Here is a 15,943-nt window from a genome sequence, read left to right as displayed (position 1 = left end):
AGGTATCTTTCTTGCCTTTGCTATGGTTATATAAGTATGATTATGAATTCTAATTTTTATTTTCCGTACACTTCTAATTTGCTTAAGGATATCTCTCCAGTATTGAATCGATTAGCACCCGAGTTTCCATTTTGATCTCTTGTATTCTCAATAACCATGACAACACGCATTTGACTGGAGTTCACATTTTTCTCAAGGGTTTCTCCATCAAACCTTGCATCCATGGATACTGGACCTTCTCCAAGGTCTTGTTTTTGCCCTCCAATAAATCTTTTAACTTCATAGCCTGACGATACCCAATTACTGATATCTGACTCGGACAGATTATCTTTTACTTGAGCATACTCATTATCAGGTACAAAGAGGACTTTCATCCATTGATAATCATCGTTCCCATCAGCGTCAAAATTATTGATTAATTTGCTATAGTAAGCATCTATTGCAACCTTCATCGTTGTTTTTGAGCCCAAGTCTATCGTAGGAGAAACAATCGCATGAATAGAAGCATTTGGACTTGCAAGGTCTCTTCCTGCAGCACTTATGACAATGCTCATACCTCTTTTTTCTCCGCTATTCAATGGACCATCCGTTTCGACATCTTTAGTTTCGAACCAATAAGTATTTCCTTTAATTGCGTTGACTTCATCTAATGTGTAAGTATCGAATTCTCCTATGCTTGACGGTGTTCCTCCTTCTTTGAATGTATATTGGAATGGTTCCATATTCATGGTCGATTGGAATATTAAGACTTCATCACCTCCCGGAGCTTCTTGTCTTACCGTTACTTGAGCTGTGGATGAAGCAATCGTCGATCCATTAAGTTTTGCCTCAATATGGATCGTGTATTCACCCTCGGAAATAGTTGAAGCGCTTACTTGAAGTTTTCCGTCAATAAAGTTGAAATCAGACTGAGGATTAACGCTTGTAACGAGATATTCAACTTGATCTTCATAGTGGCTCATGGTAAAGTTTAAGCCGGCTACTTCGCTGTTTTTAGGTACATCTTCTTCTGTAGTCGTAACTGTTCCATTTCCAGTTATCGAAAGGCTTGTTTTTTCAACCAAGACTGAGATGTTTTCAGTGATTACAGGGTCAGCATCAGTTTCTATTTTGTAAAGTTTTAATGTCAGCGGATATGAAAGCTCAGTCAGAGCAGTGTTTGGATTTATTAGTTCTACACTGCTATTATCAGCGCTTAATTTGAATAGCCCTTTTTCATCAATCAGCTCCAACTTTTCAGCATTGGCGTATTTAATGGAAAGGTCTCCAAGTACTCCTGATAGTGCTTCATTGCTGATTCCATTGATGATGACTTTAGCAGTTCCTGATACGGATAAAGCGGCTTCTTTTACTGCAATAAATTCCTTGACTGTTTGACTGGCAATAGTTTTTCCGTTATACTTGATTTCAACCGTCAGTTGGATAGACTCTTGATCACTGAATACAGTGCTTTGCTTAATATTGATAGCATTATCAACAAATTCAAAACGATTATCCGATACTATCGCTTCGATTCCTTCCGGAGCCGCAAGCGCATCGACTTTTATTGCATCAAGCTTGCTCGCTAATGCTATTCCATTTTCATCAAGCTCTAATTTTTCCACTTCTCCAGAGAGTATGAATTTTGTCGTTTTTACTGATATTACTCCTTCAGTCTCTGCTTCTACTATTTCTTCATCCAGTGATTGAATCTTGAAAGTGTAAGACTCCTTGCTCAATGCGACTCCTGATTTAGGCTTGATATAAATAGGCTCAAGACCATAATCCTGAACAACCAACTCAAACGCAGGGTGGTCGTTGCCTTCTTCGTCCACAAGTTTAAGCGTACTGTAATTAACGGCTACTATTTGCATGCCTTTCACTTTGTCAGTAAGAGCCTGCTTGTCGGAGTCCGTCCAAAGTGTTCCTTCTCCAGTGATAACAATTTCAGGTCCTGAAGCAACGATTACATTGATCGTCAATGTATCTGTAGCTTCATAATATTTATCCTTTGTTCCTGTGAATACAATTTTTAATTCGCCTTCTTCGTATGTTTTGTCTGCAAACGGCACCCATGAGCCTTCTTCATTGAGCGTGATCATTTCCTCAGGGGATGTAGTGATTATAGCTCCATCGGTTTTATCCAAACTGACAGGAATCCATTCATCCATCATTGGAAGCTTTGTCTTTTCGTCTATAAAAAGCGTCGTTTCACGAGGGGTAAGCGCAAGCGCGATCGTTTCAGGAGTTCTGATCTTAAGACTTATAGCATTAGCCTTGGTATATTCTCCAGCGATATTGGAGACCATTACGTCAACGTTATATGTGCCCGGGGCTAAATGATTTCCCTCTTTTAAGCTTACAACTCCATGGTTTTGATCAATCAGAAATGTTCCTCCGATTGCTTCGCCTTTGTCATTTCTTACTTCCAGTATTTGGAATAGAAATGCTCCTGTGCCTTCGACTTTTGGAACGGATGATTCCCAAGCTTCTTTCAAGTCTATTTCATTTATATATTCTTGATAATCGATAGAAGAAGGAGGCGCTCCCATTTCTTCGTCTTTATCGCAAGAGCTAATAAAAAACACTGTCAAGACAATACAGCTCATAAAAAATAGAAACCGTATCGGTTTTGTAAAAAATGACTGTCCCATATATATAAGTTTTATATTATAAGTATTTAAGCTTACTTAATATTCGATAAGACTGATCATCACCCTGACATATTCATAATAAAAAGCATAAGTTTTAGCTTTTATTTTGATTAATTACAAAAAATCACCTCATTAAATGTTATATTTTTAATTATTGCATAGTTTTTCTAACGATTTAATAAATGATCTCAGAATAAAAGTGCTATTTGTGTTAATTTTCAGCACTAAATGGGCACTTGCAACTTTTAGTGCTGATATTTGCAACACATGCTTTCATGTTTTTATAAAATAAGAATGACCTTTAAGGCATAGGCAATTTGGGTTTCGATTTCTGTAATGATGCTCGAAATAATGGGGATTTGACTCAAAGGCTTTGAATCGATTTTTTTTAAAATGCAATAGACATTATCACGATTCATGTTTATACTATTTCATTTTCCTCTGAAGTGAATACAAAGGAGAATAATTAAGAATATAAAAATTAGGCGTGATCAATATTTATGCATTGCTATTCTTTAAACTTAAAATTATGAGGTATTTATTGTCGATTTTACTCATGATATGCTTTAGCTTTACCTTGCTGGCGCAAGAAAAGCAGGAAAACTCTCTCAGGATTTATCCTTACAAAGTATCTCCTATGGATTATCCTATAAACAAACGAAGACCTTCGCCCCCTGCGACGAGAGACTTGTTTCAAAACAAAATGCAGTTTCAACAAAAAAGCTTCAGCAATAAGCATTTTAAACCAAATGGAGATATTTCCGGAGGGACTGCTTTGCGGATAGAAGAAAAGGTGGTTGCCAATGGCCTTTTGCCCAAGCATAAGGAGCTAGCCAAATGGATAAAAGACAGCGATCACACATTGAAACTTGCGGGTTATAAAATATTCAGAACGCCTAAGGTGGCATATCAAAATTATAACGAGCGTGCCCATGTGGAAGGCTCTTATTCCGATGTGGCCACCGAACTGTATAATTTGGCAGGCCCTAAATTCTTGGGATTGCAATTTGGAGAAAGCGATGCAAGTTATCTGAACCTTTCGCCGAGCCATATTTCTCCTATGTCCAGGGATCATATGCTTCAATACATGGATTATCAGAGGTATTTCGAATACTATGGCAATAATGTAGGCAACCGAGTGGTGTTGCATGTCAATGAAGGAACCTCTCATTATCTAATGAAAGAGGGCATAGCCACAATTGGCGAAGCGCAAACATTTTACAGAGGGAAAGTAAACCCTTTGGTGCATTATGTCTTTCTTAGAGGAGCATCCAAACAATATGGAATATTGCTGGGAATGGGTTTCTCGGGAACAACTCCCCATGGAAATATGGGATTTCTGTCCGAGGAGAACAAGAATTGGGCAAAACATGAAATTATAAAGGAGTATGGAGAACTTATTCCTGATCCAAAGAGCTATCCAACCACAGCCAAGGCTTATAAGGCTTTGCGAATGTATTTTCAGTCATCAAGTGATCGAGGATCTTCATTGAGTTTATTCAGAAGACTGATTTATAGCAACTATATGTACAATGGAGTCGTGATGAATTATGAGTTCGGAGCTTACTATGATAAAAATAGAGTCGCTGACAAAAATGGGAAACCTGTTGCCAAGAAGGAAAAAAAATTGTCTCCAGCGGGACAATTAGTCAAATCTGTTGGTGAATTTGTTGACAAGCATCCTGATCCAGGGGCTCATATTACGCCAATTGCATTCTATATGGACTTTTATAATGGATGGAGAACACCTAACACAAAAAGAAAAGAGTTTACTAGCTGGACCAATCTCCCATATTCAAAGGGCGATTACTTTACTGATAATCTGTTTTCACAATTCTATCCCGGATATCAAAATGTAGGCAAATATGAAAATGTTAGCTTTGGGATGACGGAAACACCGTATGGAGATGCAGTGGATGCTATATTCAGCGACGCTGAGCAAGAAATCTTGAATCGTTATCAATTGATGATTGTAGGTGGAGATTTATTGTATGATTTTAATTACCAAAGGCATAAATTAGAAAAATTTGCTGAATCTGGCGGGACAGTAATTGTAACGGGTCAAAATGCCAAGAAACTATGGCCCGAATGGAGTATCGCCTCAGTCCCTGTAAGCATGACTGATAACAGCAAAGTCAATCTTGATTCCAAGGCAATTCAAGAACCATTGGCATTTGACTATTTGCCAATAAAGAATCTCCCATCCAATGCCCATATCCTAGCTAAGAATGCCAGCGATGTATTGGCGTTTGAAATGCGTATGGGTGAGGGAAATATAATTATTTCGTTGACAGAAAACGGCATCAATAAAAATCCTCAAGAATTTAGCTGGGATGACGATCCTACATTAATGTACCCGGAAGGTATTAAAAGGCCATATTATATGGTAAAGCACTTGGAAAGTATCATCGACAAGAAAGCTAAAGCTTGCATGCCTTTCGAAGCAGGCGAAAATTTGGGGCTAATCACAAACCGCAAGGAAAAGGGTCTTTATACTTTAGCTTTGTTCAATAATGAAATGAAGGAAAAAGATTTTGAAATCAAATCCAATATCGGAGATATAAAATCCATCAAGGAAATTCAGCTTAATGATACATATATCAAGGATGTCGTTGGATATTATCCACGTGGTTTTGAACAATATCCGATTGGAAAAAATACAAAGACAACTATCTCCGGATACGATGTAAGAATATTTGAAGTAAAAATTAAGGAAAGCAATAGCCTCCATGTATTGGCGCAAAACGATCCTGTTGAATTAGGTAAAAATAGGTTTCTGAATATTTCGACAACGACACAGCTAAAAGAAAAAATTCTTTCTTATTCTTCGTTCTTTACATATTTTGACGGGGTGAACATCAAGGCGAATGCCATGGCCAAAGCCAATCCGGAATCCTTAAAAAGAGAATCGCTTTGGATGAATAGAAAGCATCTTCGATTCATTATCGATGGAAGAGGCGCATTGGAAAATGAAATATTAGAGGCTATCCAAAATGCTTCTGTTTTTGATTATGCTAAAGATGTTGTTATAGACAAGAAAGATAAGAATATCGAAATGCTAGCCAATGATTATAATATCACAGTGCATTATGCCAAAGATCAAAGTATTCAGTTTATTGATGAATTGAAAAACAAGCCCGTAGCGCAACTTCAAGTATTGAATCGATATTATGATCAGTGGGACGATGTTTTTCATGATTACTCTATAGTTTGGATGTCTAATCCTTATCAATACAAGGAATTGAAAGGGAATAAAACATTGAAAATCAATCCAATTAACCCAGTTAAGCAAGAAAATAAAATGCACTGGATAGCGCTCAGAAATATGAATAGCCTCAGCAATGATATTGCTTCCATTGAAAATTTTGCTGATCATTTTGGGGGAGTTTTGATTAACGGAAAATATGTGTTTGAAAGCGCTGAAAAGCAATGCGTCGCAGATCGAGAGTTTTTAATTGATCACAATATTGACGCGATTGTTGACTTAAGATCCTTAATAGACGGTTATCGTCAAATTGTTTTTGAAATAGAATGGGGAAAAATCTATGACAAAGGAATGGTCATGTCTGAAATTATCATGCAAAACATGCAAAAGATGGGTATTAAAAAAATGCTGATACCTTCTGACAAATTTTTCAAAAGAGGAATGACAGGCTATAAAGAGTTTTGCTCACTAGCCAAGAAATATGAATTGACAATAGTGTTGGAGCATAACGCTATGAAAGATGTCAAGGAGCTATTGAAAGCGACGAGAAAAATGGAGGGCTGGGGCATGAATAATTTTGAAATTGCTGGCTCATACCAAGCTGATCTTGAGAGAAAATATAAAAAGGCGAAATTAGAGCCTAATATGTGGTTGTTGATGTACCAGACAAAAGATCGTAAATCAAGCTTGAATCATCCATTATGCCAAGCACCTAAAGATTATTTGGATTTGGAAAAATTGCCTAAAGACAAAACCACTCCTATGGTATTGGATGCGGAGTATTTGACTAATAAGGAATTAAGAAAAGATCTTCAATTATTGAATTGGTAATTAAATAACAATAGTTAAGCAACTCCTCGCTGTATTTGATTTTGGCGAGGAGTTTTTATTAAAAGCATAATCAACCTCACTTCGCATTTGGGGATTAGCCCGTCTCCAACTTTCCTGCTCCCTTGCTAACGGGTTATATGGCGTTCGGCTTCGTCGATCAGCAAAGCTTCGCACTGCCTGCCTATGATTTTCTCGCGCCGACGATTCAATTAAATCTGCTCACTAATTTATTATATATTTGTTAAGAATTTAATTATTCTCTGTTGATGATCTTGAAAAATAAATTCTCAAATGTCATTTTATTTATCCAAAAACCTAGATTAAAAGCTCTTCAAAAAATAAACAGCGAATTTATTGATCTATATTAGAATATAGGAAATTGAATCCAACATTTGAGACAAGTCAGAGGCGACACAAATAGTAGATCATATTAAAGTTAATGAGCCAAAACTCTCAACACTGTTGAGACAAATATCTTGAAATGCTCAACTAATTAAAGGTGCTTGGATAAAAGCAAATATTTTTTACATATACAAGCCTAATTCCTTGTTTTTTTATTGATTTATAATTCCATCTCCCCATCGCCAACACTCTCGTGGCCTGTTATCCCCTGCGTATCTGACCCACCTGTTGGCACATAAGATGTTGTGAGCCAATGTCAGCTGATTGCCATACGCCCGAGGCAAGGAAAAAAGAAGAGGATCGATATAAGATGTCACCCTAGCTGAAAAATAAATCGAATGAGGTATCTAGATCGGATATCTTTGTCATTCGAATCAACAAAATGGCAGGAATAGTATTAGATACAAGGTATACTTTTTGTCTTCATAAATATAATCTATCAATAAAATGTAATTATTTTAGAATGTATACTAAGAGATTATATGGATTTTGGTTCATGGTAAGAAGGTCATATTTGCCTTTTTTACTTGGAAATTTATATGGATTGTTTATTTACTTTCTTTCATATTTATTTAATCTTAATCTAACGGTTCCTTGGGGCCCCTTAAGTATTATAGGTATAGCAGTTGCTTTTTATCTAGGATTTAAAAATAATAGTTCATATGACAGAACTTGGGAAGCTAGAAAGATATGGGGAAGCATTGTGAACAACAGTAGGACATTTGGGGCAGGAGTAATTTCTTTTGTGGAAGGAGAGAGTCAAGATGAGGTACGACGAGAGCTCATTTATCGACACATTGCATGGATTACGGCCTTAAGATATCAATTAAGATTAAGCAGAAGATGGGAGCATACAAACGAACGTCTAAATAATTTATATAGGCCCACAATTTGCGAAAAGTATATAAAAGAATTGGACAGTGAGCTAATACAGTATATTTCATCTGATGAAATAAAGTCTTTAGAAGGAAAAACAAATTTAGCGAGTCAAATATTAAGCATCCAATCCAAAAGGCTTCAATACTTAAGAAATGAAAATTATTTTGAAGACTTTAGGCATATGGAGCTTCACCGTTTGATTTTAAGCTTTTACGCTGATCAAGGAAAATCCGAACGAATAAAAAACTTCCCTTTTCCTCGTCAATATGCATCTGTTGCTATATGGTTAACAATTGTATTATGCGCATTGATGCCTTTTAGTCTGATGGATATAATGAAGGATGAAGGACCTTGGTTATTGTTCTTATGCCCATTTTTTACAGGTCTTATAGCTTGGGTATTTTTTTTAATGGAAAAGATCGGCGATTATTCAGAAAACCCATTTGAAGGAACTCATAATGATGTGCCAATCACTTCAATATCAAAAACTATAGAAATTGATCTCCGTGAAATGTTAAATGATTCCGAAATTCCTGAGCCGATTGAAGAGATAGATGGGTTTCTTATGTAATCTAAATTAGAAGCTTGATATTATCAATGTATCTATTAGTTATATCAGTCCCATTGCCGACCCTCGTGGCGTGTTACCATCTGCGTACCTGATCCACCCATTGGCTCACAACATCTTGTGAGCCAATGCCAGCTGATTGATATACGCCCGAGGCAAGGAAAAAAGGAGAAAGATAGGCCTAGCATTTCATCCTAGTTACGATATGGTTTGGCAAGGGTATCTCCGTCGCTGCGCTCTCGTCCTCCCTCCATTGGCTTTGCCATCATCCACCGAGCCCCTGCAAACCTTCTAGCCCTCCCCTCTCCGCGCGGTTCTGCGCCCGGAGTGGTTCAAGTAATAATTAATAGCGGCTTAATGTTCAATTCTATATATTGCCTAAAAAAATGAAGCATATTTTACTTTTTATTTGCTTGGTTCAATTTCATGTGGTTTCATCTCAACACCGTCAAGAAATACACTGCAAGCACTTCTATAAAGGCAATTATCCATACGGCACGCCCTTGAGCAATGATTTGATCATTCGTGATTTATATGCCATGTCAACCAATGATTCCACAAAATTTGCCGACTGGGTCGCATACAGATTGGACACAGCATCGATCAGTGGAAAAAACAAACCTCGAAATTGGAAAAAAGATCCATGGCTGTCCAAAGATGAAACCTTGGAGCCTTCCGATTACAAAGGAGCGAATGAAGCTTTGGAGACAGACAGAGGCCATCAGGCGCCTTTGGCTAGTTTGGATGGAACGGATGAATATTTCACGGCAAATTATATGTCCAATATCACCCCTCAAAAAGCCAATTTGAATCAAGGACCTTGGAAACAACTTGAAAAACATGTAAGGTCGCTTGTTGATAAGCATGGAGAGGTTTATGTCATTTCAGGGCCGCTATATGAAAGGCAAATGCCAAAGCTCCCCGAAGCCGATGAATTTCATGTGATTCCTTCCGGATATTGGAAAGTGGTTATTTACAAGAATGATGGAAAGACAGTCAAGAAAGGTTGGATTATGGACCAAAGCGTTTCCAAAGAAGAAGACTTCAACAATTGTCAAGCCTCCATTGAAGAAATTGAAAAGCGTTCAAAACTCGATTTATTCTGGTAAAAAACGGCCAAGCCCTGAAAGAGTTCTGCTTTTATATAGCGGCAAAAAAGGTAATGGATATCCATATCTTTCAAAAGGACTCTTTTAGGGCTTTCAAAGCATCCGCCATCGCAACATCATTAAAGCGAAAATTCGCATCAATGAAACACCCTCATGCCCCATTGTTCCATGAGCTTTCTTTCTATCTGCCCGTTAAGCTTGTTCATGGAGATCAACTGACGGCATAATGCCTCCGCCACATGCTTTTGAGCGATAATGCCCCCATTCTCGTCATAGGCGAATGCTGCTGCTCGATGGAACACATTGATGATCTGGCCTCCAGTAAGTGGGTAGCTTTTGGCGTATTCCTCAAAGCACAAGCCTTCCTCCTTGCTCATGCTGTCGTCAAAAATGGTTTCCCACATCTTAAGTCGCATTTGCTCATTGGGCTCCATAAACTCAACGATGCATTGAAACCTTCTCAAAAAAGCTTTGTCCATATTGGACTTCAAGTTCGTAGCGATGACGACCATGCCGGGATACCTTTCAATACGTTGCAATAAATAAGCGATTTCTTGATTCGAATGACGATCGTTGCTCGATTGACCGCCATCCACGCGCTTGCCAAAAATAGCGTCCCCTTCATCAAAAAATAATATCCAGTCATGTTGCTCCGCGATATCGAATACACGTTTGAGATTTTTCTCCGTCTCGCCGATATACTTTGACACTAGTTTGCTGATATCCACCCGATACACCTCCATGCCCGTTCGCTTGCCCAGTAAAGTCACCGCCAGAGTTTTGCCTGTTCCCGATGGCCCGTAAAATAAAGTCCTGAACCCCGGCAAAGTCTTTCGATTGAAAGTTTCATTTTCTTGCAAGGCTTTATGCGTTCTAAGCCATCGCAAAGCCTCTTCCATCTGCGCTTTTGTTTTTCTGGCAACCACAAGGTCGTCCCATTCCTGTTTCGTCGTAATACGTTCCGCTGGAAATACGCCACTCATCGGCGGCACATACGGCCGATCCCATAGCATGCGATGAAGAGCGCTGGTGGTGATTTCTATCTTAGCGTCCAGCAAGCAAGAGCTTTTGCTGTCCAATTGTATCAATCCTCTGGAAATAAGCGGAGCCGAAGCATCGAATAAAGTCAATATTTCAAGGCTTCGCTCTGCGTCGGGACTTTTTCCCTGATTGAGCAAATACATCACAGTGGAAACTGTCGGTTGAAAAGAGCTTGCACCATCCCTTTCGAAGGAGCCTCCCGCTGCTGGGTCTGACATTCTTACGGCGATAAGCGGAGTAAGATAATGAGCGTTTACATGAGGCGCCAAAGCGAGGGCGATAATAAACTTTTCCTCCTCTGCAAGTCCTTTGACAAGCATTTTATAGTGCTGGTATGTTCTTCCCGTCTTAGGCGTTTTAAAGATAATCGCTCGTTCGTCATTATTATCTGACATTCCCTCTAGTGTTGAGATCGACGCGGAAACTCTTTTCAGCTCTTGCTCTAAAAAAGACATTGTTGTATATATTAAAGTGTGCGTTTATTATTTATAGGTTAAAAATAATATAAACTCCTTATTTATTTTAATTTTTCATATATTTGTCATTATTTTTTAATATTCAGATGATCTCACAGAATGGCTGAAGAAAAGGAATATGCGATGGCTTACAAGCCACAGCAAGCAAACAAACCATCCCCTTTGTATAATGAGGAAGATGGTAGCCTTAGGAAAATGACAGTTTCCGTGGCTGAAAAATACGGAACGGATGTAGAGGCCGCAGGTCGTTCCCTTGAAGAAAATATAGCGGTCAAGTACGGCTACAATATGCCGCAACGTCCCAAGTCTTTGGAAGAAAACATGGAGGAAAAATACGGCTTGCCTAAGCTTGCTCCGACAAAGACTTTTAAGGATACCATGGCTGAAAAATACGGCCTTAGGCTTGCTTCCAATTCTTCCAAAGACGAGCAACAATCTGAAAGCAATCAAGAAAATGAATTAGACAATCAACTTGACGATAACAAGAAGGAAGAAATCGAAGAATCAGACTTTTTGAATGGCGAAACTGAAATTCAAAAAGAAAACGCGCCTCAGCTTACAGATAGCAAGCAGGCTTCAACATCCACAGCTCCGGATTCTTCACCTCAGCCAAATACTACAAAAACAGCCACGCCTAATACTCAAGCTCCTATGTTGGCGCCAAAAGTATCCGCTCCGCAAAACGACACATTGCTGTCAACAAACAGTAAAGAAACTACGAAGGAGGAAGCACCTGAAGAGTCAGCTTCTGAAATCATAGTGCCTCAAGTAAATGCTGTGAAAATTGACTTGGCGGCGGAATCGAAAAAAGCCATTTCTATTTCCAATAAGAAGATAAACACGCAAGCTTCCGCTCAAAAGAAAACGGAAAACACTGAAAAGAAAGCTTCGCAAATTAAAAAATCTTTGGTAACGCAACCGGAGGAAATGCAGGCGAAAGCCAACGCTTCTTTGGTCGCTGGCATGAAAAGCGTATCGCCTAACAAACCTTCGGCTTCCGATGGCAAAAGATCTTTGCAGCAAGGCATGCGTTCATCTTTGCCTAAAACCGTGAAAGACGTCAAGGAGTTCAGAAGCAGAGGAACGGCAAGGCAAATGACGGCTTCCATGAAATCCAAGATCAGTTCCCAGTCTGGTGAAGTGACAGGCGCTTTTGGAGCGATCAAAAATCAACAAACGCCTGACCCAGCTCCTGCTTCGGAGCCATTGCCTTCTATGGAGCCATCGGCGGCTGAAAAGGAAGGAATAGGCAAAGGATTGGTGCCGAGCATGACTGAAAAACATCTGGACATGCAGGCTTACGCTCAAGCAGGCCAGTCCATCATTGAGCAAGCTGGCATCAACAAGGAAGCTGTAAAGGAATTAGGAGATACCCCATTGGCTTTGATGGTCAAGGACCTTGACGCATTGGAATCTCAAAATGTCTCTCAAAGAGATGATATACTCTCCACCGCTCAAGGCTTGTCCGCTCAGGCGGATCAGGAGCTTGAGCAAATGTCCAAGGACGGTCAGAAAAAAATTATTGACGGGCGTAAACGCAGGCTAGGCAATGTATCCTATGAGCAGAAAACAAGAAAAGGATCGCTTGAAGCACAAAAAAAGCAAGCAACCGAGCATATAGAAGGCATATTCGGCAAAGCCAAGAAGACAGTCGAAGACAAGCTCAAGATCCTCAATGGCGATTCCATGAAGAAATTTGAAGCCAGGGTCGCCAAAGCAGAAGCGGTATTTTCTGCCAATGTGGAACGCAAACAGGAAGCTATTTCGACCAAGTATTACGAAGAAAGCAATGCCATTGTCGATTGGTGGCGCAAGCTGACAGTGAGCATTGAGGATGTTCCCGGCATGAGCGCTATGTTCGCGCAGGAAAAAGCGCGTTTCGAATCCAGCGTCAATCAGGCCATCGCCGAGATCACGGCCTCCAATCAGTCGGTAATCGACGAGTGCAAGGACATCATACGCGGAGCTCATGAGGAGATAGACATTTATCAAAAGAGTTTGCCGGAAGCGGTGAGAACAGGCATCGGCGAAAGCGCGGCGGCGATCAGGAAGCAATTGAAAGCTTTGTCCGCGGAAGTGAATACACAAGCGGCCGAGCTGAAAAAGACACTAGCGGAAAAACAGAAAAAAGCGGTCGAGAAAGTACAGGCGAAAATCGACAAGATCATCGAAGAGAATAAAAGCCTGTTGGATAAAGCGGGCGACATGGCCGAGAAAGCGGTTATGCTATTCGCTCAGGAGCTCTTTGAGAAGATCGGCGTTGATCCTAAGAAAGTCATATCTGTTTTTGAGAAAGGCAAAGGAGCTGTGCAGGCCTTTTTCGCTGATCCCGCAGGCTTCATCAAGAATGTGCTTAGCGCCGTATCCGCGGGAGTTGGCAACTTCAAAGACAATATCCAAGGCCATCTTAAAGAAGGGTTTTTAGGCTGGTTGACAGGCGCTACGGGCAAGATGTCCATCAACATGCCGGAGCAGTTCAACTTGCAGGGCATATTCGACTTGGCCTTGCAGGTCATGGGACTTGGCTGGGAACAGATCAAGGCGCAAATTATCGCCAAAGGAGGCCCTAAAGTAGCCAAAGGCATCGAAATGGCGGAGCAAAGCATAGAGATCATTAAGCAGGTTAGAGAAGGCGGACTCGTGGTGCTTTGGGATATGCTCAAGGAAAAAGCCGAAGAAGTCAAAGTCGCCTTTATCGACGGACTCAAAGAGTGGGCGATCACCAAAGTAGTGACCGAAGGAGTCAAGACCATTGTCGCGATGACCAACCCTGTCGGAGGACTGCTTAAAGTTGCCGAAACTATCTATAAGGTAGTCACTTTCTTTATGGATAATTTCCAAAGAATCATCAGTTTTGCAGAATCTGTTTTTGACTCCGTGGCAGCCATCGCCGCAGGCAATATCGCTGCGGCCAGCAAAGCGATTGAAGCATCCTTGTCGAAGACCATACCGATTATTTTAGGATTCCTTGCCAAGCTCCTCAACCTTGGAGGCGTGGTCGGTAAAATCAAGAAGATCATCAACAAAGTCAAAAAGAAAATACAACCAACCATCGACAACATCATCGATTGGTTCATCAAAAAAATCAAGAAATTCAAAGGTGGAAAATCTTCTGTTAATAAAGACAAGTCGAAGCCTAAGAAGAAGGACGTTGAGAAGTCCAAGAACAAAAAAGACCATGATGATAAAGTAAAAAAAGGCTTGGATTATCTTCATACTTTAGAAAAAAAGGAATCTAATACAAATGTTGGACTAACTGAAAAACAAGCCCAAGGTGTCGCTAAAAAAACAAAGAAGAAATACCCAATATTTAAATCGATAACCCCTGTCCAAAAAGGAAAAAAATGGGTGTACGATTGGAGAGCTAGCCGGGGAGAAGAACCAGGTATGGAAGTGGCATCTGAAAGTAAGGGTGAATCATTTAAATTAGAAGAATATAATATCATTTTTAGAGTACCTACTAAATCATTAGAGCCAATGAAAAATTATAGCAATGATGAAGTGAAAAATGATTTATTTATAAAATATAAAATTGAATACAAACGTCAACTTGAACTACAGAAAACAGAAATAAATAAAATGAAAGCTAATTATTGGTTAAATAACCATCAAAGCTTTATAGATAGACGAGAAAAAGATAAAAGTGAAGGAAAAAAATATCCTAGTGGAAGGGATCCAGAAGGAGACAAGGACATAAAAGTAGTTGAAGCGTTATTAAAAAATGATTTAATCAAAATATATATACAAAAATCTAGATCAAACTCAGAATTAAAAGAAAAGTATAAAAACTTATCTGGTAGAGAAAAGATTGATCAAATTCAAAAAGATGCTAATGAATATGCTGAAGCATATTTGTCAGGTAAGTCTGTTCTTCATAACCCAGATCAAATAGCTGGAGGTGATCCTATTGTAAGCTCTAGATATCATGAGTGGGTTAAATTAAAAGGCGAAATAAAATCTAAAAAAGATATTGAAGATCTTGGTATACTGGGAGATTCACCTGTGAACAGGTGGATAGGAGCACAATGGAGAAGTCGAGCTAAAAAATTGAATATAAATACAAGAAATCAAATAAATGAAATAAAGAAAAAAGAAAACGAAACAAAAAAATTTGCAGCCAATGCTAGTATGAATATTAAAATAACTTTGAAAAATGGAGAAGTCATATAGTGATTTTTTAGAAATAATGGGTGCCCCAGTTTATAATGAAGAGGTGCCTGATATTACTTTGTCTAAATACAAAGACTTAATTAAAGGACCTGATGATAATCATGATATAATAATTGATATATGGGAAAACATAGGTTTTTCAGGATATGAAAATGGGTTATTTTGGATTGTCAACCCCGATCTATACACTGATATAGTAAGAGAATTTAAAGAAATAGACAATAGAGCTATAGTGTTTGCAAGAACTGCTACAGGTAATCTTTTTTTATGGGAATGGGTAGAAGTTGCTAAAAGACCAAATATTGTTCATTTCAATATACATACAAGGACAAAAACGTATAAAAGTAATAGCTTAGATGTTTTTTTAAATTTTGATGTTACATCAAATTGGTTATGGGAAAAGGATTTTTATGGAAAAATGGAACAAAATGCAGTTGAAAAATTCAAATTGATAAAACATGATGAAGCCGCAGTATTTGTTCCTTCATTAGCTCTGGGAGGAGAAGAATCAAGAGATAATTTACAATTGCAGAAGCTATTACCTCACCTTTTTATACTTGCTCAATTATAAACATTCAAAGGTTAAATAAATACAGAATTACACTAGCTTATCAGTTAGTGTTTTTTTG

7 protein-coding genes are annotated in these 15,943 nt (G+C 38.9%); 5 read left to right on the top strand and 2 right to left on the bottom strand.

The genetic code is table 11. From position 1 onward, the window contains the following. Nucleotides 1-56: 56 nt before the first annotated feature. Nucleotides 57-2,633 carry a hypothetical protein gene (locus AABK36_RS24530; RefSeq protein ID WP_309942782.1) on the bottom strand — a complete coding sequence of 859 codons (2,577 nt, stop codon included), beginning with the start codon at nt 2,631-2,633 and terminating at the stop codon, nt 57-59. Nucleotides 2,634-3,162: 529 nt separating this feature from the next. Between AABK36_RS24530 and AABK36_RS24525 the strand changes: the two genes are divergently transcribed. The 3 genes from AABK36_RS24525 to AABK36_RS24515 all read left to right on the top strand — a co-directional run bounded on the left by AABK36_RS24525 (nt 3,163) and on the right by AABK36_RS24515 (nt 9,627). Further along, nucleotides 3,163-6,669, top strand: a complete 3,507-nt coding sequence (locus AABK36_RS24525; RefSeq protein WP_309942783.1) for a hypothetical protein — start codon at nt 3,163-3,165, stop codon at nt 6,667-6,669. An 865-nt stretch (nt 6,670-7,534) separates the two neighbouring features. Beyond that, nucleotides 7,535-8,521 carry a bestrophin family protein gene (locus AABK36_RS24520; RefSeq protein ID WP_309942786.1) on the top strand — a complete coding sequence of 329 codons (987 nt, stop codon included), beginning with the start codon at nt 7,535-7,537 and terminating at the stop codon, nt 8,519-8,521. 383 nt (nt 8,522-8,904) lie between these two features. Beyond that, nucleotides 8,905-9,627: a DNA/RNA non-specific endonuclease gene (locus AABK36_RS24515; RefSeq protein ID WP_309942788.1), complete on the top strand. Its 723-nt coding sequence runs from the start codon at nt 8,905-8,907 to the stop codon at nt 9,625-9,627. Between the two features lie 137 nt (nt 9,628-9,764). Here the strand turns inward: AABK36_RS24515 and AABK36_RS24510 are convergent, their stop codons facing one another. After that, on the bottom strand, nt 9,765-11,123 hold the full coding sequence (locus tag AABK36_RS24510) for an ATP-binding protein (protein WP_309942789.1): 1,359 nt from the start codon (nt 11,121-11,123) through the stop codon (nt 9,765-9,767). 120 nt (nt 11,124-11,243) lie between these two features. Between AABK36_RS24510 and AABK36_RS24505 the strand changes: the two genes are divergently transcribed. After that, the gene (locus AABK36_RS24505) at nt 11,244-15,314 is read left to right on the top strand and encodes a polymorphic toxin type 15 domain-containing protein (protein WP_309942790.1); all 4,071 of its coding nucleotides are present in this window, start codon (nt 11,244-11,246) and stop codon (nt 15,312-15,314) included. Next, complete coding sequence (locus AABK36_RS24500; RefSeq protein ID WP_309942791.1) at nt 15,298-15,885, top strand: GAD-like domain-containing protein; 588 nt, start codon at nt 15,298-15,300, stop codon at nt 15,883-15,885. Before AABK36_RS24505 ends, AABK36_RS24500 begins: the two co-directional genes overlap by 17 nt. The last annotated feature ends 58 nt before the right edge of the window (nt 15,886-15,943 follow it).

It is taken from the genome of Aureibacter tunicatorum (assembly GCF_036492635.1).
GTDB classification, from domain to species: Bacteria; Bacteroidota; Bacteroidia; order Cytophagales; family Cyclobacteriaceae; genus Aureibacter; species Aureibacter tunicatorum.
The sequence above is the reverse complement of the archived record's forward strand: the minus strand, read 5'-3'. Positions and strand labels throughout refer to the sequence as shown.

Bases quoted from the DNA above. Each gene is read 5' to 3' on its own strand.
- AABK36_RS24530 (WP_309942782.1), bottom strand. From the start codon at position 2,633: ATGGGACAGTCATTTTTTACAAAACCGATACGGTTTCTATTTTTTATG.
- AABK36_RS24525 (WP_309942783.1), top strand. From the start codon at position 3,163: ATGAGGTATTTATTGTCGATTTTACTCATGATATGCTTTAGCTTTACC.
- AABK36_RS24520 (WP_309942786.1), top strand. From the start codon at position 7,535: ATGTATACTAAGAGATTATATGGATTTTGGTTCATGGTAAGAAGGTCA.
- AABK36_RS24515 (WP_309942788.1), top strand. From the start codon at position 8,905: ATGAAGCATATTTTACTTTTTATTTGCTTGGTTCAATTTCATGTGGTT.
- AABK36_RS24510 (WP_309942789.1), bottom strand. From the start codon at position 11,123: ATGTCTTTTTTAGAGCAAGAGCTGAAAAGAGTTTCCGCGTCGATCTCA.
- AABK36_RS24505 (WP_309942790.1), top strand. From the start codon at position 11,244: ATGGCTGAAGAAAAGGAATATGCGATGGCTTACAAGCCACAGCAAGCA.
- AABK36_RS24500 (WP_309942791.1), top strand. From the start codon at position 15,298: ATGGAGAAGTCATATAGTGATTTTTTAGAAATAATGGGTGCCCCAGTT.